This window comes from Pseudomonas sp. GW821-FHT04C07 (assembly GCF_059420325.1).
Window position 1 is genome coordinate 90,188 of sequence record NZ_JBWKTM010000004.1, and the last position, 19,155, is coordinate 109,342.

General features: G+C 58.8%; 16 protein-coding genes and 1 pseudogene. 4 read left to right on the forward strand and 13 right to left on the reverse strand.

Translation table 11 applies throughout. From position 1 onward, the window contains the following. The first annotated feature begins 362 nt into the window (after positions 1-362). A pseudogene (locus AC07UI_RS09480) lies at positions 363-1,212 on the forward strand (glycosyltransferase family 2 protein). A gap of 245 nt (positions 1,213-1,457) precedes the next feature. Continuing rightward, the gene (locus AC07UI_RS09485; protein ID WP_494992241.1) at positions 1,458-2,429 is read left to right on the forward strand and encodes a class I SAM-dependent methyltransferase; all 972 of its coding nucleotides are present in this window, start codon (positions 1,458-1,460) and stop codon (positions 2,427-2,429) included. Positions 2,430-2,486: 57 nt separating this feature from the next. On the opposite strand, the gene AC07UI_RS09490 is transcribed toward AC07UI_RS09485, so the two are convergent. Next, positions 2,487-3,656, reverse strand: coding sequence for a Gfo/Idh/MocA family protein (locus AC07UI_RS09490; protein ID WP_494992242.1), 1,170 nt, complete (start codon positions 3,654-3,656; stop codon positions 2,487-2,489). 26 nt (positions 3,657-3,682) lie between these two features. Beyond that, entirely contained in the window at positions 3,683-4,606 is a 924-nt protein-coding gene (locus AC07UI_RS09495) for a TIM barrel protein (protein WP_494992243.1), read from the reverse strand. A gap of 138 nt (positions 4,607-4,744) precedes the next feature. Here AC07UI_RS09495 and AC07UI_RS09500 point away from each other — a divergent pair, with 138 nt between their 5' ends. Beyond that, positions 4,745-5,803 carry a LacI family DNA-binding transcriptional regulator gene (locus tag AC07UI_RS09500; protein WP_494992244.1) on the forward strand — a complete coding sequence of 353 codons (1,059 nt, stop codon included), beginning with the start codon at positions 4,745-4,747 and terminating at the stop codon, positions 5,801-5,803. A gap of 69 nt (positions 5,804-5,872) precedes the next feature. Here the strand turns inward: AC07UI_RS09500 and AC07UI_RS09505 are convergent, their stop codons facing one another. The 11 genes from AC07UI_RS09505 to AC07UI_RS09555 form a co-directional block, all read right to left on the reverse strand. After that, positions 5,873-6,583, reverse strand: a complete 711-nt coding sequence (locus AC07UI_RS09505) for a GntR family transcriptional regulator (protein ID WP_494992245.1) — start codon at positions 6,581-6,583, stop codon at positions 5,873-5,875. Positions 6,584-6,652: 69 nt separating this feature from the next. After that, on the reverse strand, positions 6,653-7,675 hold the full coding sequence (locus AC07UI_RS09510) for a proline racemase family protein (RefSeq protein WP_494992246.1): 1,023 nt from the start codon (positions 7,673-7,675) through the stop codon (positions 6,653-6,655). Positions 7,676-7,686: 11 nt separating this feature from the next. Continuing rightward, positions 7,687-9,168 (reverse strand): aldehyde dehydrogenase family protein, encoded by a 1,482-nt coding sequence (locus tag AC07UI_RS09515; protein WP_494992247.1) that lies wholly within the window; start codon positions 9,166-9,168, stop codon positions 7,687-7,689. Continuing rightward, entirely contained in the window at positions 9,165-10,463 is a 1,299-nt protein-coding gene (locus AC07UI_RS09520; RefSeq protein WP_494992248.1) for an NAD(P)/FAD-dependent oxidoreductase, read from the reverse strand. Before AC07UI_RS09520 ends, AC07UI_RS09515 begins: the two co-directional genes overlap by 4 nt. Next, positions 10,460-11,503 carry a 4-hydroxyproline epimerase gene (locus tag AC07UI_RS09525; protein WP_494992249.1) on the reverse strand — a complete coding sequence of 348 codons (1,044 nt, stop codon included), beginning with the start codon at positions 11,501-11,503 and terminating at the stop codon, positions 10,460-10,462. The genes AC07UI_RS09520 and AC07UI_RS09525 overlap by 4 nt, the downstream gene beginning before the upstream one ends. A gap of 60 nt (positions 11,504-11,563) precedes the next feature. After that, a complete protein-coding gene (locus AC07UI_RS09530) occupies positions 11,564-12,445 on the reverse strand; it encodes a dihydrodipicolinate synthase family protein (RefSeq protein WP_494992250.1) in 882 nt (293 codons plus the stop codon). A 38-nt stretch (positions 12,446-12,483) separates the two neighbouring features. Beyond that, positions 12,484-13,149, reverse strand: coding sequence for an amino acid ABC transporter permease (locus AC07UI_RS09535; RefSeq protein WP_494992251.1), 666 nt, complete (start codon positions 13,147-13,149; stop codon positions 12,484-12,486). Positions 13,150-13,159: 10 nt separating this feature from the next. After that, entirely contained in the window at positions 13,160-13,831 is a 672-nt protein-coding gene (locus AC07UI_RS09540) for an amino acid ABC transporter permease (protein WP_494992252.1), read from the reverse strand. 11 nt (positions 13,832-13,842) lie between these two features. Then, the gene (locus tag AC07UI_RS09545) at positions 13,843-14,664 is read right to left on the reverse strand and encodes an amino acid ABC transporter ATP-binding protein (protein WP_494992253.1); all 822 of its coding nucleotides are present in this window, start codon (positions 14,662-14,664) and stop codon (positions 13,843-13,845) included. A 52-nt stretch (positions 14,665-14,716) separates the two neighbouring features. Then, positions 14,717-15,559 carry a transporter substrate-binding domain-containing protein gene (locus tag AC07UI_RS09550; protein ID WP_494992254.1) on the reverse strand — a complete coding sequence of 281 codons (843 nt, stop codon included), beginning with the start codon at positions 15,557-15,559 and terminating at the stop codon, positions 14,717-14,719. 368 nt (positions 15,560-15,927) lie between these two features. Beyond that, positions 15,928-17,934, reverse strand: a complete 2,007-nt coding sequence (locus AC07UI_RS09555) for a sigma-54 interaction domain-containing protein (protein WP_494992255.1) — start codon at positions 17,932-17,934, stop codon at positions 15,928-15,930. Between the two features lie 205 nt (positions 17,935-18,139). On the opposite strand from AC07UI_RS09555, the gene AC07UI_RS09560 reads away from it, so the two are divergent. Then, complete coding sequence (locus AC07UI_RS09560) at positions 18,140-19,147, forward strand: Gfo/Idh/MocA family oxidoreductase (protein WP_494992256.1); 1,008 nt, start codon at positions 18,140-18,142, stop codon at positions 19,145-19,147. Positions 19,148-19,155: the final 8 nt, after the last annotated feature.

The window sequence follows — 19,155 nt, forward strand, 5'->3', positions numbered from 1 at the left end:
CATCATAACCCGTCTTTGCGCTAACAACGGATGGCGCGGCTTGCCCATCGCCCTGCCCCGGCTGCCAGGCCGTCACTGCGGCGCAGCGCACAATCCAGAAGTCACGTCCTGTCCCTGTATCGCCCGCCGGGAACTCTGTTCCTGTTCGTTGGCCGCAATGCCGGACAGGTTAACCATCAACGCAGTACGCAGCAGCGCCAGCCCATCGGGATCGAAAAACAATCCTGTCAGAAATTTTATCCGCCGGGGAACAGGCTGAAAGGTTACCCGCTCTAGGATGAGCGCAAGCCTGAAGCTTATGCCAGCCCCCCTTCGAACTGGCATTACCGGAACAGCAGTCAGCCATCGAGGTTGAAGAACTTATGACGTACCCACTTGCGACCAAGGCCAACTACAGTGTTGTGCTGGTTAATTACAAATCACTGGAGCTGACCAGGACTTGCCTGGAGCTGCTGCGCGAGGGGTTGCAGGAGACTGGCGTTCCTGTTTTTGTGGTGGATAACCATTCGGACGATGCGAGCAGCAAATACCTGCGCACACTGAACTGGATCAACCTGATTGAACGTAAAGTAGCCGCCCCTGAAGCAGGAAGCGTTGCTCACGGCCGAGCCCTGGATCTTGCTTTGGATCACGTTGAAACCGAGTATCTGTTTCTGTTGCACACCGATACTTTTATTTACGATCCGACTGTTTTTTACCATGATGATCGGCCAGTGCACCGGTCCACGCGAAGTGGCAGCGGTCGGATGCCTGGAACAGTTGAATCGAGGTGTGGGCCGTTCGGTCTGGCGCCTGGTTTCACGATTTTTCAAGCATTACGCTCGGCGTGGCATGCGAGCCCTGGGCTTGAAAGCAAAGTCGCCGAAACCGTTCAGAGAAACTCACTTGAAGAGCTTTTGTACCCTGTGGAATGTGCGGCTGATTAAAAAACACGGGCTACATTTTCAAATGGATGAGCGTAATCCCGGTTATGAACTGCAAGATAGAATGGCAGCGCTGAACTACAAGATCAGCTTTCTTTCGCCACAAAAGATATTCCGTTACCTGGACCATATTCAAAGCGGAACGGTTTCAGCGATAGGCGGTTATGCGGAAAATCACCGAAGGGTCAAGGCGTACAATCAACTGACCGGAGAGAGACAATTAAAATCTCCTTCACTTGATATAAGAAAGTCATTTGGGATCCTTCCAACAAAAACGGCCGTCTACTGACTCCACGCTGGCGAAATCCTCCCTCTTCAAACCCGGGGCCTTCCTCACGCTTCGGTGCCCTGCCTGCGTGCTGGACATTCAAGAAGCACAAAAATCCCGCCCAAGATGACTTGAGCGGGATTCTTCCAACAGGCAGTGTCATTGAGATAACGCTGCGAGCTCAGTGGCGGTTTCAATCCCGGTGACCTATATATCCGGCTAATTGTGTTTAAAATGCCGCCCCTTCAAATTGCCAGCCCTGCCCAATGAATCCTGACGCCCTCTCTACCCTGCACCACCATTTGCTGACGGCCCTGGCAGCTGTGCCCGACGAAACCCGCCGGCTGTTCCACGGCCGGGGCCGATGCTGGCCGGGGCTGGAACAACTGACCGTCGACTGGATGCAGGGCGTGGTCCTGGTCTCGCTGTTCAAGGAGCCTGAGCAGACGCAGCTGGAGGCATTGAAGCGGCTGCTGATGGAGATTACTCAGTCGCCTGCGTGGGAAAAATCCGGCGCCCATAGGTTATTGCTGCAACACCGCTACCTGCCGCAAAGCACCACCGAATGGCTGCTGGGGGAAACGATCGAGGAATGGACGATCACCGAGGGAGGCCTGCGTTATAAGGTGGACCTGGGCAAGAAACAGAACAACGGTCTGTTTCTCGACATGCGCTACGGCCGCAATTGGGTACGGGCCAACGCCCATGGCAAGCGTGTCTTGAATCTGTTTGCCTATACCTGCGGGTTTTCAGTGGCCGCCATCGAGGGTGGCGCGGATCATGTGGTCAATCTGGACATGTCCCGCGTTGCCCTGAGCCGTGGGCGCGACAATCACCGGCTCAACGGTCACGACCTGGGCAAGGTGAGTTTTCTCGGCCATGACCTGTTCAAGTCCTGGGGCAAGGTAATCAACAGCGGCCCTTACGATCTGGTGATCATCGACCCACCTTCCTTTCAGAAAGGCAGCTTTCTGCTGACCAAGGATTACCAGCGCGTGTTGCGCCGGCTGCCGGAACTGCTCAGCAGCCACGGCACCGTACTGGCCTGCATGAACGACCCGGCCATAGGCCCGGATTTCCTCATCGACGGCGTAACTCGCGAAGCCCCGAGCCTGCGCTTCGAACAACGCCTGGAAAACCCGCCGGAATTTGCCGACGCCGACGCTGAATGCGGCTTGAAGGCGCTGGTGTTCACCCTGGATGAAGCCCAACCTGGAGCCGGGCTTCATCCCCTCTGAAGATAATTTCACACTATGAGTGACCGGTTCACGCCTGGGGGCAAACCGTATCGTGGGTCAGTAATCGATCCACACCCCACCGCTGTCGGCAGAGCTGACACAACGTTCGACCCATCGCACACCCTCGACACCCGCGTGGATATCCGGATAGCGCAGCGTCGCCAGCAGTGCCTGGTCCCCGCGGTCGGCTGCGTCCATGGCCATGGCGAAACGGTAATAAAGGTTGGACCAGGCCTCGAACAGTCCTTCGGGGTGTCCGGCACCAATGCGGTCATCCAGTAGTGCGTTGTGATGCAAATAGCCCATGCCACGTTCTAACACCTGGGCGGGCTTGCCCTGGACCTCGAAAGACAGCTGGTTCGGGCGCTCGTCCCACCATTCCAGGCTGGCCCTGGAGCCTATTACCCGAATCTTCTGGCCATGCATGGAGCCGGCATTCACCGCGCTGGACCACAATGTCCCCATCGCCCCTCCCTCATATTCCATAAGGGTGTAGGCATTGTCCTCAAGAGGTGCCCGGCTTTTGACGAAGCTTTGACGGACACACAGCAACTTCTTGATTTTTAGCTCGGGCAACATGACTTCCGACAGGTACAACGGGTGGGTACCGACGTCCCCCAGAACATAACTGGGCCCTGCCAGGCGTGGATCGACCCGCCACTTGGTGGCGTCGCTTCGAGCTTCCACGGGCTCACAGTGAAAACCATGGGCGAACTGCATATTAACCATGCGGATCTCACCCAGCTCGCCCTGGGCGATCATTTCACGGGCCTGCTCGATAAGCTGGTGTCCGGCATAGCCATAGGTGACCCCCACGATCCTGTTCCTGGCTGAGGCAATTTCCCGCAGGGTTTGCGCCTCCTCCAGGGTAAAACACAAGGGTTTTTCGCAGACCACGTGCAGCCCTGCTTCCAGCGCCGCTTTGGTAATTGCGAAATGGGTGCCATTGGGCGTCGCTACGGAAATCGCCTGGATGCCATCCGGCCGCCCCGCCTCACCCTCGAACAAGCTACGGTAGTCGGCATAGCAGCGTTCAGGGTCGACCCCCAGCTGCACACCAAACGCCCGGCCGCGTTCTGGATCAAGATCGAATGCGCCGGCCACCAGCACAAATGCCTGGTCACGTAACGCTGCGCTGCGGTGGATGTAGCCGATCTGACTATCGCGGCCACCGCCTACCATGGCCCAACGAATAGGTTGGGGAATACGCTTGCTGCCATTGATCATCGATAAGTCCTTGGCGTGAGAGCGGGTCAGAAACCCACCCGGGAGAGGTAGGCACGGCTGGCTGTGACGTCCCGCAGGCTGCCATGGGCGTTACGGGGATCGCGTTCTTGCTCGACGGTGATGTAGCCCTGGTAACCGAGCTCGGCGATCAGCTGGCGCAAGGCGTGATAGTCGATGACACCCTGACCGATCGGGCACATCACACCCTTGCCGCACGCAGCGAAGAAGCTGATGTGCTCGCCCAGCACCTGATCAAACACGGCCTGATCAATGTCTTTGAAATGCAGGTAATCCAGGCGATCCGCGTACTGGCGCAGGGTCTGAACCGGGTCCATGCCGGCGTAGTAAAGGTGGCCGGTGTCCAGGCACAAACCCGCCACTTCATAGGGGATGTCGTCGACCAGCCGAGCCAACTCATCAGCGAACTCAATGTAGCCCCCGGCGTGAGGATGAATGACCGTTCGCACGCCGTATTGCGTCCATGCCAGCTCGGCAATCGCACGGATATGGCTCAGCATGCCTCGCCAGGCATCTTGCGCCAGACGCGGGGCGCGGTCGGAATGACCGGCAGCGTAGTCACGCTCCTCGTGACCCCAATCGATGACCACAAGGCAAGGCATGCCAAAGCGCTGTCCCGGCTCCTGTGGGATCACCGGCAATTGCTTGAGCAAGGCGCAGATGTTGCGGGTTTGACTGAGAAGATTCGGCAAATTGGAGGGATCGACCAGATTGTCGAAAATGGTCCCGGCTACGACGTGCAACCCCTGCTCAGCCAGCACCGGGCCCAGCACCCGGGAGTCGAGCGGGAGGTAACCGTAAGGCCCAAGCTCGATGCCGCGATAGCCCGCCTGCGCGGCTTCACTGAGCACCTGCTGCCACGCCGGTAAATGAGGATTCTTGGCATCGTCTACGCCCCAGCAACAGGGGGCGGTCGAGATATGGAGGGTCATGTCAGGCTCCGATGATTATTGTTATGAGTCGTGCTGTTTCGCTCGGAGGAATCCTAAGGCGAGCCCGGCCACTGCTGCTATAGTCGCCAGGCGATAGCTGTCAAAACCCGTCAAAACTTTCTGCAAGGCTTTCATTTCATGTCAGAGCCAAACAACCCGTCGCAACGCCGTTCAACCATGGAGGATGTGGCGCAGGCTGCAGGAGTCAGCCTGTCCACCGTTGACCGAGTGATGAATCTGCGCGCCAATGTGCGCGCCGATACCGCGCAGCGCATTGCCGAAGCCGCCGCCAGGCTGGGGTTCTACGGGCGCAATGTGATCGAGCAAAGGCTGCTTCAGAAGCGCCCGACCGTGCGCTTGGGGTTCCTGCTTCACAAGCGCGGCGTCGCTTTTTATCAGGGCCTGGCAAAAGCCCTGGCCGAGGCCGCGGCGGCCAGCGTTCGGGCGCAGGTTCGGGTGATGATCAACTACATCGATGACCTGGACCCGACAGCCACGGCGCAGCGCATCCTGCAGCTACAAGGTGAGGTCGATGCGCTGGGTGTCGTTGCGGCTGACCATTCAGTGGTGCGCAAGGCCGTTGCCCACATGCGTGCTGCAGGCATCCCGGTGGTTGCCCTGGTATCCGAGCTGGAAGTTTCGGCAGCCGCAGGCTATGTCGGTGTAGACAACCGGCGCATGGGCCGCACCGCAGGCTGGTTCATCAAACATCTGGCGCCACAACCCGGCCCGGTGGCAGTGATGCTCGGAACACAGCGCTTTCAATGCCAGGAGCTGTGCGAGATGAGTTTGCGCTCGTTCCTCTCGGAACAATCCCCGGATTGGGAATTACTGGCTACTCGCCTGACTCTGGAGGATGAGGAGTTCGCCTATGCCAGTACCCTGGACCTCCTGACCAGTGAGCCCGACCTGGTCGGCCTCTATGTGGCCGGTGGAGGAATCGAGGGTGTGGTCAGCGCACTGCGCGTACTGAAAACGCAGAACGTCCCGTTGCCGACGGTGGTGTGTCACGACTTGACCCCGATCACGTCGGCGGCCCTGCGCGATGGCGTGGTTCAGTGTGTTCTTTCTCACCCGGTTGTGGCGCTGGCGCAGACCGCCGTGAAGGCCATGGTGGACGCTACGATAGATCCCTCCTCCGATGCTGGCGCCAGGTTCATGCTTTCACCGCAGATCGACGTCGCCGAAAGCATCTGAGGTTGCCGACGGAGTAGAGGAAAAGCCGCCCCGTGCCCCTCGTGGGGCAAGCATTGCCGACGACGCGGTTCAAGCAACGGACATATTTTCCGTCAGGTTCTGTTGCATATACGCCAGGAACCGGCGCTGAAACAACATTGTATGTTCATGGGCCGCGTGCTCGGCTTCGTCGGGTTTACGCGCGGCTATGGCATCGACAATCTCGTCGTGGTCCCGACCTAATCGGGTTGTGGTGCTCGCCGCGCCGATAATGTAGTCGAAGTGCAGATGCGCAAGACGCTGTCCTTCGCCCAACAGTTTTTCGTAGTAGCTGATGAAATATGGATTTTTCCCGGCCTCGGCGATAGCCATGTGAAAGGCTTTGTTCCTTTCGGACATTGACTGGAAATCCCCCGTATCCACAGCGGCCAGATAAGCGGCATCGGCCTTGCGTATACGAATCAGGTCCTCCTCGGTGCGGTGCATGGCAGCGAGCCGGGTCACTGCGCGCTGGATCAGATCGAGGGCGGAAATATAGTTGGGAAATTCCTCGATTTCGAAGGGTGTCACCAACGTCGTGCGGTTAGGCAAAATGGTGACAAGCCCCTCGCTGATCAACCGGGCAAGCGCATCGCGCACAGGTGAACGGGACAGGCCAAACTGCGCTGCTAAAGACACCTCATCCAGGGGCGTACCAGGCTTGAGCTTCAGCGTCAGAATTTGCTTGCGCAATTCCTCGTAGATGTAGCGGCCGCCATGGCGTTTTGCACTTCCGGTCGTTTCAGTGGTGTCTTTACTCATTGGGTCGCTCTCAGCCGTGCTGGCCAGACATCCGGCCAGCCTGCAACTTTAACACCTGCCCCGCCATAGTTAGAATCCTTCGCCCCAGGTATCACTTAGCATGAAACCTTCAGACAATGGGTCATCCGGGTCTACGCCGACCTGGTGCAACCCGTAAATCCAGGCACGACCTGTGATCCTGGGCAGAACCGCAGCCCTGTCCCCCACTGCGGTCAGGCCAAGCAGCTCGACCTGGAACTCGCCACCGATGGTGGAACGGGAAACAAGCGTGTCCCCCACGTCGACCAAACCTCGCGCGCTCAATGTGGCCAGGTTAGCTGAGCTCCCCGTTCCACAAGGCGACCGGTCCACCCGGCCTGGCGGTAACGTCGTGCAAGTCTGGTAGGTTTTCCGGTCCACACGGTTGCGAAACATCACATAGGCAACCTCGTTGAGGCCCTTCAACAGCGGATGACTGACGCTGACCTGCTCGTTGATGAGCCCTTTGAGACGCACACCTCGAGTCGCCAGTTCGCGGGCATTTTCGGGGGCGATAGTCAAACCGACCTGATCGACATCGACCAACGCGTAATACACCCCGCCGAACGCAATGTCGGCCTTGATGGTTCCGAATTCGGCAGTCTGGATGGGGGCATCCAATTGCTCGACAAACGAAGGAACCATATCCAGGGAAACGCTCAAGCAACGCCCCTCCTTACAGTGTGCCCGGGCTGTCACCAAACCTGCCGGAGTATCCAGCACGACAGTCGTCACTGGCTCCTCCATCGTCAGCATGCCCAGCTCCAGCAACGCCGTCACGACGCAGATGCAGTTGCTGCCGGACATGGGGTGAGCCTTGTCCGCCTGCAGGACGATAAAGCCTGCCTGAGCCTCTGGCCGGGTCGGTGGCAGCAGCAGATTCACCGACATTTGAAGACAGCCACGGGGCTCGAGCACCACCAACCGACGCAAACTGTCATCCACCTCGTTGATGTAGTTCATCTTGTCGAGCATGGTCGTGCCGGGAACATCAATGACTCCCCCGGTAATGACCTTGCCGATTTCACCTTCACAATGCACGTCGACCATTTGCAGCGTTTTTTTCCAGCGCATAGCGAGATCCCTTACTTGATGTACCAGCCCCACGGTTGCTCACTGTCGTATCGAGTGATCTGCTTGGTTTCCAGATAATTGTTCAGGCCCCACTCCCCGAGTTCGCGACCGATCCCGCTTTGCTTATAGCCACCCCACGGTGCTTCGGTGAATGTCGGTTGGGAGCAGTTGATCCAGACGATACCTGCGCGCAGACGACGGGCGACTCGCTCGGCGCGCTCCAGATCCCGAGACATCACGGCTGCTGCCAGGCCGAAGCGCGAATCGTTGGCGCTACGCAGTGCTTGAGCTTCATCGTCGAAAGGACAAACGCAAACCACCGGCCCGAAGATTTCCTCTTGCCAGATCCAGCTGTCCTGCGGCACATCGGCAAAAATCGCCGGAGTCATAAAATAGCCCTTATCGCAATGTGCCGGGCGAGTGCCGCCTGTCAGAAGCGTTGCGCCCTCTTCTCGACCTCGGGCGATTGCCTCCTGGACCTTGTCATATTGGCCGCGACTGACCAAAGGCCCGAGCAGTACACCCTCACTCATGCCGTTACCGATGCTGATACGTTGCGTCTGCTCGACCAGACGCTTGAGCAGAGGCTCATACAGATCACGCTGAACAAGCACTCGGGAAGTGGCCGAACACACCTGGCCCTGGTTCCAGAAAATCCCGAACATGATCCATTCGACAGCGGCTTCGATATCGCTGTCGTTGAAGATGATGAATGGCGATTTACCGCCCAACTCCAGGCTGATGTTTTTGATATCGCGAGCAGCCGCTTGCATGATCCGGGTGCCGGTGGGAACGCTACCGGTGAAAGCCAGTTTATCGATACCGGGATGCTCGCCAAGCGACGCGCCGGCATCCGGGCCCGAGCCTGTCACGACATTGAGTACCCCGGCGGGCAGACCCGCCTGATGGGCAATATCTGCCAGTTCGAGGGCGGTCAGCGGCGTCAGCTCCGACGGTTTGAGCACCATGCAGCAACCGGCAGCCAAGGCCGGTGCGACCTTCCAGGCGGCCATCAACATCGGGAAGTTCCAGGGAATAATGGCCCCGGCGACCCCCATCGGCTCCTTGCGTGCGATCGAAGTGAAGCGCTCATCCGCGAGTGAAATGCTCTGTTCACGGTGACCGTCCAAGTCGTCCGCCAAATCGGCGTAAAAATCGAAACACCCCGCCGTATCACCAATGTCCCAAAGGGCTTCGGGCAATGGTTTGCCGTTGTCACGTACCTCAAGCTCAGCGAGCTTGTCCTGACGTTCGCGAATGCCACTAGCGATTGCCCGCAGAATCGTCGCACGTTCGGCTCCGGTCATTTTCGGCCACGGGCCTTCATCGAAGGCACGGCGCGCGGCCTTTACCGCCAAGTCGACATCTTCTGCCGTTGCCGCAGCGACTTGAGTGATGACCGACTCAGTGCAGGGGTCGACGGTGCCAAATGTGCCCCCTTTCTTCGGGCGAACCCACTGGCCATCGATATAGAGCTGGTCATAGGATTTCATGCGTGGTCTCCAAAAAGGGCAAAGCGCGTGGCGCTAAAAGGGCTCAAGTCCTGGGCGGGTGTGCGACCGGCGACCATGTCGGCAATGAGTCGCCCGGTCGTCGCGCCCAGGGTCAGACCCAGCTGACCGTGACCGAACGCCAGGAATACGTTCGATAAACGGCTGCTGCGGTCAATGACGGGTTTGGTGTCGGGAAGGAATGGGCGATAGCCGACTCCGTACTCGATGTTGTCCAGCTGCAACTGAGGCAAAATTTTTCGGGCTTTCTCAAGAATGATGTCGGCACGTTTGAAGTTCGGCTCGGCATTGGGGCTTGCGAACTCGATGGTTCCGCCGATCTGCAGGCCCCGAGTCATCGGGCTGAAGCAGAACCCGCCATCGGCATAAATCACCGAGTGGCGAACCTCCACCCCAGGGTTGGGCAGCAGCACCTGATAACCGGCAATCCCGGCCAGAGGAACCTGAGTGCCGATCTGATCGAAGAACTGCCGTGAACCTGTTCCTGCCGCAATCACCACGTGCTCCGCGCCATAGCGCTCACCCGTCGTGAGGGTAACTCCGCTGGCGCGATCTGCCACTTCATCGATACGTTTGACCTGGCCACGCACACGAACGCCGCCCTGGTCGATAAAGCTTTGCGTCAGCGCCGCGATAAAGCCTTTGGTGTCGCTAACCGCGCGCCATTCCGGAAACAGCAGGCCATGGCTGAATTTACCCGCCAGGGATGGCTCAAGGTCGGAGATTGCGGCGCGGTCGAGCACCTCGGACTTGAAGCCCAGGGCTTTGCGCAACTCCAGATGAGGGCGTTCATGATCCAGCCCCGATGGCGAGTCGAACACTTCGATGATCGGCCTCTCCCCCATCAGGGTCTTGTCCGGGCATGCCGCCAGCAAGGGGGCGTAGTCTTCATAGACATGGTGTGTGAGTGTCGCCATGTCCTCGGAAATTTCGACGATTTTCGAGTGGCGAGCACAGGCCAGAAACCGCAGGAACCACGGCAGGATGCCGGGCAATGCGCCGGGTCTTAATGCCAGGGGGCCTTTCTGATCGAGCAGCCAACCGGGTATTTTCTTCAGGATCCCGGGCTTGGACAGCGGAATGACCTCGCTGACCGCCATCTGCCCGCAACTCCACTTGGCGGTGCTGTCACCCGCTGGTGCGGGGTCGATCAGGGTGACGGCATAACCTTCCCGCTGTAGATAAAGAGCACAGCAGACGCCAACGATTCCCCCGCCGACCACGACGGCCTTCTCACGCAGGGCGGGTGCTTGTGCAGCGGACTGCAGAGGTGTCATAGGGAAGTCTCTTGAGCAGAGGCTGGAGCGGCATAATCTTCCAGGCTGAAGCCGTCCCACCAGGGTTGGGTATCGTCGACAATAAACTCGGCGCGCCCGGTGATCCATGCGCGCCCTTCTATGCTGGGGCGAATCGCGGAGCGACCATCTTCCAATTCAAGCTGCTGCGCCACGCGACCGACAAAAAAACTGCCAATCAGGCTTTCGTGGCGATAGGCAGCGTCTTCCGCCAGCCAGCCACGGGCAAAACGCTGAGCGACCCGCGCCGAGCTGCCGGTGCCGCATGGGGAGCGATCGACGAGACTGGCCCCGGCAATCACCACCGCCCGCCCCTGGGACTCCAATGACAGCGGTGCGCCTGTCCACATGCAATGCTTGAGGCCTTTGATCGCCGGATTTTCCGGATGGACCACGTCCACGGACCGGTTGACCAGCTCCTGGATTTGCCGCCCCCATTCCAGCAACTGCTGCGGGCTGAAATGTTCACAACCCGGGTAGTTGGGTTGCACGTCGATAATGGGATAAAAGTTGCCTCCATACGCAATATCGACATTCAGCAATCCCAGTGGCGGGAATTCGATGGTCAGATCACGGTGCAGCAAAAATGACGGAACATTGGTGAAGCACACTGAGCTGATTTTGTCGCCGCTACGGGTGTAGGTTGCGTGGATCTGGCCCGCCGGAACATCCACCACCACGGTACCTGCAACCTTCGGAACAATCAGACCGGACTCCAGCGCGAAGGTAATGGAACCCAAGGTGGCATGCCCGCACATCGGCAGGCAGCCGGAGGTCTCGATGAACAGCAGACTGAAGTCACTGTCGGCGCGCATCGGCGGATAGAAGATCGTGCCCGACATGTGCGAGTGCCCTCGGGGCTCAAGCATCAAGGCGCGGCGAATCCAGTCGAATTCGGCAATGAAGTGTTCACGTCGCTCGCTCATGGTCGCGCCTGCAAGCGTCGGAGCACCGGCGACTACCATGCGCACGGGCATACCCTCGGTATGGCCTTCGATGCAGTTGAATACGTGTCGGGTCATGTCATATCACTCCGTAGGACCGCACCGGCCGTGCGTGGGCGACCGATGCGGCAAGCACCATTAACCCTGAGCCAGTTCGAAGGCCTTGCGGAAGCTCGCTTTCTCATCGACGGTCAGCGGCTGCAACGGCATCCGTGCATTGCCCGCGTCGAAACCGGCCAGTTCACAACCGTACTTGACCTTCTGGATGAACTTGCCGGACTCCATATCCGCCAATACCGGGAACAGCGAGCGCACGATCGACTGCGCACCTGCCAGGTCACCGCTGCTGTACTTGCTGTAGAAGTCGCACACCTGCCGGGTCAGGCAGTTGGCCGGACCGCAGATCCAGCTGGTCGCTCCCCACAGGAAGAAGTCCAGGGCCTGGTCATCGGAACCACAGGACAACTGGTAGTGATTTTTGTAGGTGCCGCCAATTTCGATGGCACGCAGCAGGTTGCCGCTGCTTTCCTTGATACCGATAACGCGCTCGTTGTCCTTGAACGCCTCCAGCACGCCGAAGCCGACTTCGACGTTGGTTCGAACCGGATAGTTGTACAAAACCACATTGATATCGGGCACTGCATCGAGAATGGCCTGGTAGTGGCCGATCAGCTCTTCCTGGGACGGCAGTGCGTAGTAAGGCGGAGCAATCAGCAGGTTGGTATAGCCCGCATCCCGGGTCTGCTTCACCTGCTCGATGACCTCACGGGTGCAGGACCCGTTGGCGCCGGCAATCAGCACACCACGGTCACCGACCACCTCTCGCACAGTGGCCAATACCTGACGCCGTTCTTCGTTGGTCAGCGCGTAATACTCACCGGTGGAGCCCAGGGGCACGAAGCCTTTGACACCGGCCTTGAGTTGAAACTCGATAATGTTGGAGAGCATGTCGTAATCGACAGTGCCGGACTTGTCGAAAGGCGTGACCAGAGCAGGCAGGATGCCTTTGAGTTGAGTCATTGAAGACACTCCACTTAAGTTGAATAACAGGGTTGGGGTTAGTACGCATAGCGTCGCAGCATCCGCGCCTCGATCACGCCGACCAGACGGGTCAACGGGAACGCCACGAGGAAATAGATGACCGCCACCGCCGAGAGAAACTCGACCGGGCGGGCCGTGCTGTTGGAGATGTTCTGGCCCACGAACATCAGGTCGGCGATCCCCACCGAGGAAATCAGCGCGCTTTCTTTGAATAGAGAAACCACGTTGGACAGCAAGGGTGGAATGCCCCTGAGCAAGGCCTGGGGAAACACCACAAAGATCGTTTTATTCCATGAGGCCAGCCCCAATGCGACGCACGCATCATGCTGTTCGCCAGGAATGGATTTCAGAGCGCCCCGGAAGGTCTCGCTGGTGATGGCTGCCATATACAGAGTGAGTGCCAGCAACACCGAAACGTAGGGAGGTACATCGATGCCGAACACCACCGGGAAGCAGAAAAACACCCAGAACAGCTGGATCAACAGCGGCGTACCGCGAAACAGTTCCACATACAGTCCCGCAGGTACGCTGATCCAGCGTGTGCGGGACGCTCGCAACAGACTCAGAAGAAAACCGCACAAACTGCCCAGAATGGCGCAACCCACGGTGAACGCCAGGGTCAGTGCCAGACCTTGTAGCAAGGATTGCCAGTAGGAGAACACCACAGTGAAATCGATATGCATGACATTCTCCTCAGCGCGCGAGCGCAGCGTCCTGACGACGCTCCAGCCACTGCACCAGCTGAGCGATGGGCAGCGACAGCGCGAAGTAGATGAGCGCGATCAGTGAATAGGTTTCCAGCGGTCGGTAGGCTTGGGTAGCAATGCTTTTGCCGACGTACATCAGGTCTGCCACTGCGACGATCGCCACCAGTGCACTTTGCTGAAGAATCGAGATGCCGTTGGTCATCAATACCGGTATGGCACTGCGCAATGCTTGCGGAAGAATCACGTAGAGCGTGCGCTGCCAAGGTCGTAGACCCAACGCAACGCAGGCATCCAGGTGTTCACGCGGTACTGCCTGAACGCCGGCTCGATAGGCTTCGGCGTTAAACGCCGTCAGATTCAGTCCCAGGGCCAGAACCCCCATGGTGATGGGGTCGATGAACACGTCGAACAGCATCGGCACGCAGTAGAAGAACCAGACGATTTGCAGCAATACCGGCGTGCAACGAAAGAACTCGATAAACAGCTGCGCGGGCCAACGCAGGAAAAACCAGCGACTCAACGTCATCAAACACAGGCCGAACCCAAGCACCAGACCGACGACGTTCGATACCAGGGCCAGTTGCAGGGTGACTTTCAAGCCATCCCACAACAAACCGATATTGCCGTTCAGAAAGTTGAAGTCGAATTGATAATTCATGACTGCGCTCCTCAGCTCAGATGCAGCACTTTTTCCAGAAACTCGCGAGTGCGAGGTTCCTTGGGCTGAGTGAACAACTGATCGGGATGGCCTTGCTCGACCACTTTGCCGTTGGCGCAAAACACCACCCGGGTAGCGATATGACGGGCGAAATGCATGTCATGGGTGACGATGATCATCGCCATCTTCTGTTCGGCCAGTTGCAGCATCACGTTCTGCACCTCAATGACCATCTCAGGATCGAGTGCGGAAGTGACCTCATCGAACAGCATCAGCCTGGGCTCGAGCATCAGCGCCCTGGCAATCGCCACACGCTGTTTCTGGCCACCGGATAACTGGCTGGGGTAAACGTTGAGCTTGCTCTCCAGCCCCAGCCGGGCCAGCAACAGTCGAGCCTTCTCGATCGCCTGAGGCCTGGACAGGCCATGGACTTTCATGGGCGCAAGGATCAGATTGCCCAGAACGGACAGGTGTGGAAACAGCGTGTAATGCTGAAACACCATGCCCACCTGGGTTTGCAGTGAGCAGTCCATGGGTTTGCCTTTACCTCTGGCATTGCCATCGATATAGGGCTTGCCCTGAAACCTGATGGTTCCACCCTGGATGCTCTCGAGCCCCATCATGACCCGCAGCAAAGAGCTTTTCCCGCTACCGCTGGGACCAATGATGACCAAGCGGTCATCAGCACGCATATCCAGATCGAGGTGGTCCATCACCACCAGATTTTCGCCATAGGACTTATAGACATCGCGCAGCTGAATGAACTCACTGCTCTTCGGATCGCAGGCGTGCAGGGGCCGTGGCGGCACCGCCGCTAGACTGGAAGCTTTCATCGAACATTCTCCGGGAGCGCGCAGCCCGCTGCGCGCTCGACATCGGCGGGGGTTACTGAGGGGTTTTGTCGGCGTTGGCGAGTTGCGAAGCCTTGTCGACCAGAGCATCGATTTCACCGGTCTCACGGCGTTGCGTGAGATAGATGTTCAACGTCTGCAGGTCCGCAGCACTGACGTCTCTGCGGATACCGAAGGCGACACCCTGCTTGGCCAAAGCGGGCTTGGGCAGGACTTCCTTCGACCAGTCCGGGTTGGCCACGGCGAACAGGTGGTTGGTGTCGCTGGCATCGACCAATACATCGGCCCGCTTGGACATGACGGCCAGACGCACTTCATCCATGCCCGGCAGGCGCATGATCTTGCCTTTCTTGACGACGGCTGAAATGGCCTTGTCCTGAGCCGTCCCGGACATCACTGCGAAGGTAACTTCTGGCTTGTCATAGTCGGCGACGGAGTTTGCGGCACCGGCAAATTTGGGATTGTCTTTGTTGATCAACAGCGACACTTGATAGTCAGTCGCCGGCACTGAAAAGCTGACAGCCAGAGCACGCTCGGGGGTCTGGTTCAGTGCCATGGCCATGTCCCATTTGCCGCCTTGCAGCCCTGCAACAAGGTTGTCCCAATTGGTATCGACGAACTCGACCTTCACCTTCAGCACTTTCTCGCCGAAGTCGCGGCACAGGTCCACGAAATAGCCGCTGTATTCACCAGAGCGGGCATCGCGCATGACGTAAGGCGCGGCGACAGCAGCCCCGCACCGCAAGACCCCCGCCTTCTGAATGTCTTTCCAGAGTGATACATCAGCCGCCTGGGCTGGGACCTGGGTGAGCAACGCCCCGATGGCGGATGCGCAAACGAGCATGTTGCGGATGGAGCGAGTGAGGAACCGAGCCATTTTGACCTCTCCGATGATTTCGTTCTTGTAGGCAGGAAGGTACAAACTAACAACGTTGTGCGCCGTCATGTGTGCAGCGCTGTATGCAGATTAGATTTGAACGAATCGAACTGTCAACCGTCGTCGAAAATTTTTTATCGCAGGGTGACCGAGCGGTCGGATGACAGCTCTTGATGACGAGGGGGCTGGATTGTTTGCTCGATAGCGTCGAAGAGGTGATCAGGCTTGGTTGCTGACACAGGGTGACGAACTGGCGATCATTCAGTGAGACAGGAGGCTCACGCTGACTTGATTCAAGCAGCCCTGCAACGCCGTCGCGCGACAGGCCACTGTGGTGGAGCACCTTGGGAAGACGCTACAGAAGACAATCAGATGTTTGGTCCCGAACGAAAAGCATCGGCACTGAGTCCGAACCGGTTCATCTTGTTGTACAGCCCACCACGAGAAACATTCAGCTGCTTCGCGGCCAGCCGAATGTTACCGCGAGTGTCCCTGAGGGCCGTCATAATCGCATTCATCTCATGGGTTCCCAAGTCCAGGGCAGCCCTGGGCTCTGGCAAACGTCCCAACGCCGGCCGGCGCAGCCCCTGCATGATTTCGAGAGGAAGATCACCCGGCTGGATCAGCCCGGTAACCGCCAGATTGGTCGCGCGCTCGATCGTGTTTTCCAGCTCGCGAACATTACCCGGCCAAGTGTGGGCTGAAAGAATATCCAATGCCGCCGGCGAGATCCCCTGCACAGGCTTGCGCAGCGACTGGGCACAGCGATTGAGAAAATGCCGCGCCAGCAATGGAATGTCCTCCCGGCGCATCCGCAGCGGCGGAACCGTAAGGTTCAGCACATTGAGCCGGTAATAGAGATCCTCGCGGAAGGCGCCATCGGCAACCGCCTGGCTCAGATTGCGGTGCGTGGCTGCAATGATGCGTACATCCACATGCTGCGACTTTTTCGCGCCAACACGAGTCACCTCGCCTTCTTGCAAAACTCGCAGCAGGCTGACCTGGGCATCGAAAGACATGTCACCGATCTCGTCCAGGAAGATCGTTCCGCCATCGGCCAATTCGAACTTCCCGGCAGACCCTCCGCGGGCCGACCCGGTGAAGGCGCCCTCGACATGACCAAACAGTTCGCTTTGCACCAGATCTCGCGGAATAGCCCCGCAATTGACGGCCACGAAAGGACCGCTGGAACGGTCACTGGCGTTATGGATGGCCTGTGCGAACAACTCCTTGCCGGTCCCGCTTTCCCCCAGGATCAGCGTGGTCGAGTCACTGCGACTGGCAATCCGTCCCAGACGCAGCGCATCCTGTATGACGCGCGAGCTTCCCTGAATGGTCTCAAAGGTATAGCTGGCTTGAGTCCCTATGATCCGCCGGGTGATTTCCCGGATACGCCGGCTCTCCCGCAACGAGACAATGTGCCCGCCCTGCTCCAGGGAGCACACGGATACCAGGCATGCCAGGTGACTACCATCGTGCAGCTCAAAGGTGCAATCCAGATCCCGTAGCCCCTCGCCGCTGCGCAGCAGAATCTCGTCAGTCAGCTCGCTCTGCCCCAGACGCTGGAACGGGCACCCCAACAGATCCCGACCCACCCGGAACAATTGACGGGCATAGCGGTTGAGCGCCTTGATGCAGCCCCGCTCATCCAGCACCACAAGCCCCTCGTTCAGCACTTCAAGGACGGTCTGCTGTTCTTCCAGCAGCGTCTGCAGCGCCATCTGTCGCGAGACGGCTTCGGCCGCCGCCTGGACAGTCCCCAGCGTGTGGAAATGGAACCAGCCCGGCTCCGCGGTCAACGTCAGAATGGCCAGGGTCGTGCCCTTGGCATCCCTGATCGGCGCGGCGGCACAATGCATGCGTCGCTGACGCAGGCCAGTCGCGAAATTTTCCTGCGCCAGCACATACACCAATCGGTCTTCGGCAATCGCCAGTCCCGTGCAGTTGGTGCCCTGCACCGACTCCAGCAGCCGGCTGCCCACCGGCGTAAGGTCCAGACCGCAGAAGTAAAGGGTCGTCCCTTCGGCATCGGTGAGGTTGATATGCCCCCTGGGGTTGTAAGCCAGCAGCCCGCTCATGACCTCTGCCGCCACCCCGATCAATACGCGATTGACCGCAAGTGTTGCAGCCAGCACGTCGGGATCGACAAAACGGTATACAAAATCATCAGGGTTGAGGCCAGCCCTGACACTGCGCAGCCAGGAGTCCCAGATGGCCTGTCTGACCCCGGCAGGTCGATCAGTGCGACCCTTCAGGCAAGCCAGCCAAGCCTGGTCCAGCTCGGCGATGGGTCCTTCATTCAAGGACGCCGGCCCGATGGCCGTAATGTAATCGAGGTCTTCCAGGCTGAAGGCCATGAGCGGTTGGTTAGCCATCATTGAGATCCGCACCAATGTTCATATTTTTGACATGTCATTATAGACATGTCACTCCAATGAACACTCCCCCTCTTTCAATCTGAAATATTTGTATAAATATCAAGTAGTTAAAGATTGGCACAGGCCTTGCTCAGGAGCTTATACCAGCGAGGACAGTTCTTGCTGCTCAGCCACTTGAACAACAATAAAAAGGAGTCACTTCATGAATACACCCAAGACCATCCGCCTTGGACTCATCGGCGCCGGCCGCATGGGCAGCTTTCACGCCCAGACCGCTGCTCGACACATTCCCGGTGCTTGCCTGGCCGCCATTGCCGACCCCACACCCGGTCAAGCCGCACGCCTGGCGGCAGAATTGGCTGTGCAACGGGTCTATACCGATCCACAGCAACTGCTCGAAGACCCGGAAATAGACGGTGTATTGATCGCCGCTCCGGCCCGTAGCCATGCCGAATTGGTGATCAGCGCTGCCCGGGCCGGCAAAGGTGTCTTTTGTGAAAAACCCATGGCCATCACCCTTGACGAGGCCGACCGCGCCATCGCCGCGGCCGCCGAGGCACGAGTGCCGCTGCAGGTCGGCTTCAACCGCCGCTTTGCCAGAAGCTTCCGGGCAGCCCATCTGGACGTGGTCGCCGGTCGCATCGGCACGCCTCAGTTACTGCGCTCGCTGACCCGCGATCCAACGCTGCATAACCCGGCCGCCTCGCCGCAGTGGGTGATTTTCCTGGAAACCCTGATCCATGACTTCGATACCCTGCGTTATTTGAATCCAGGCGCCAAGGCTGTCGAGGTCTATGTCATGGCCGATGCCCTGGTTGCACCGCAATACAAGGACAAGGGCCTGCTGGATACCGCTGTTGTCACGATCCGCTTCGACAACGGCGCCATCGCGACGGCCGAGGCCAATTTCCAGGCGGTCTATGGCTACGATGTTCGTGGGGAAGTATTCGGTAGTGCCGGCATGCTGACCATGGGCAGCATCAATCACTCCGACATGGTTCGCTACCTGGCTGACGGCATCCAGGCCGACACCCAGCGCATGGATACCGACCTGCTGCGCGATGCCTACATTGCCGAGCTCAATCACTTTGTCGATTGCCTGCGCACCGGGGAGAAACCACTCGCCAGCGGCGAAGATGCCCGGGCCGCACTGGCCATTGCCCGCGCCTGCATCGAGTCCGTCCAGCAGGGCAAACCTGTCCGCCTGTAAGGAGCACA

Coding starts and splice junctions, on each gene's coding strand:
- AC07UI_RS09530 (WP_494992250.1), bottom strand. CDS start 12,445: ATGACTCAACTCAAAGGCATCCTGCCTGCTCTGGTCACGCCTTTCGAC.
- AC07UI_RS09540 (WP_494992252.1), bottom strand. CDS start 13,831: ATGAATTATCAATTCGACTTCAACTTTCTGAACGGCAATATCGGTTTG.
- AC07UI_RS09495 (WP_494992243.1), bottom strand. CDS start 4,606: ATGACCCTCCATATCTCGACCGCCCCCTGTTGCTGGGGCGTAGACGAT.
- AC07UI_RS09550 (WP_494992254.1), bottom strand. CDS start 15,559: ATGGCTCGGTTCCTCACTCGCTCCATCCGCAACATGCTCGTTTGCGCA.
- AC07UI_RS09535 (WP_494992251.1), bottom strand. CDS start 13,149: ATGCATATCGATTTCACTGTGGTGTTCTCCTACTGGCAATCCTTGCTA.
- AC07UI_RS09545 (WP_494992253.1), bottom strand. CDS start 14,664: ATGAAAGCTTCCAGTCTAGCGGCGGTGCCGCCACGGCCCCTGCACGCC.
- AC07UI_RS09500 (WP_494992244.1), top strand. CDS start 4,745: ATGTCAGAGCCAAACAACCCGTCGCAACGCCGTTCAACCATGGAGGAT.
- AC07UI_RS09505 (WP_494992245.1), bottom strand. CDS start 6,583: ATGAGTAAAGACACCACTGAAACGACCGGAAGTGCAAAACGCCATGGC.
- AC07UI_RS09525 (WP_494992249.1), bottom strand. CDS start 11,503: ATGACCCGACACGTATTCAACTGCATCGAAGGCCATACCGAGGGTATG.
- AC07UI_RS09520 (WP_494992248.1), bottom strand. CDS start 10,463: ATGACACCTCTGCAGTCCGCTGCACAAGCACCCGCCCTGCGTGAGAAG.
- AC07UI_RS09485 (WP_494992241.1), top strand. CDS start 1,458: ATGAATCCTGACGCCCTCTCTACCCTGCACCACCATTTGCTGACGGCC.
- AC07UI_RS09490 (WP_494992242.1), bottom strand. CDS start 3,656: ATGATCAATGGCAGCAAGCGTATTCCCCAACCTATTCGTTGGGCCATG.
- AC07UI_RS09555 (WP_494992255.1), bottom strand. CDS start 17,934: ATGGCTAACCAACCGCTCATGGCCTTCAGCCTGGAAGACCTCGATTAC.
- AC07UI_RS09515 (WP_494992247.1), bottom strand. CDS start 9,168: ATGAAATCCTATGACCAGCTCTATATCGATGGCCAGTGGGTTCGCCCG.
- AC07UI_RS09560 (WP_494992256.1), top strand. CDS start 18,140: ATGAATACACCCAAGACCATCCGCCTTGGACTCATCGGCGCCGGCCGC.
- AC07UI_RS09510 (WP_494992246.1), bottom strand. CDS start 7,675: ATGCGCTGGAAAAAAACGCTGCAAATGGTCGACGTGCATTGTGAAGGT.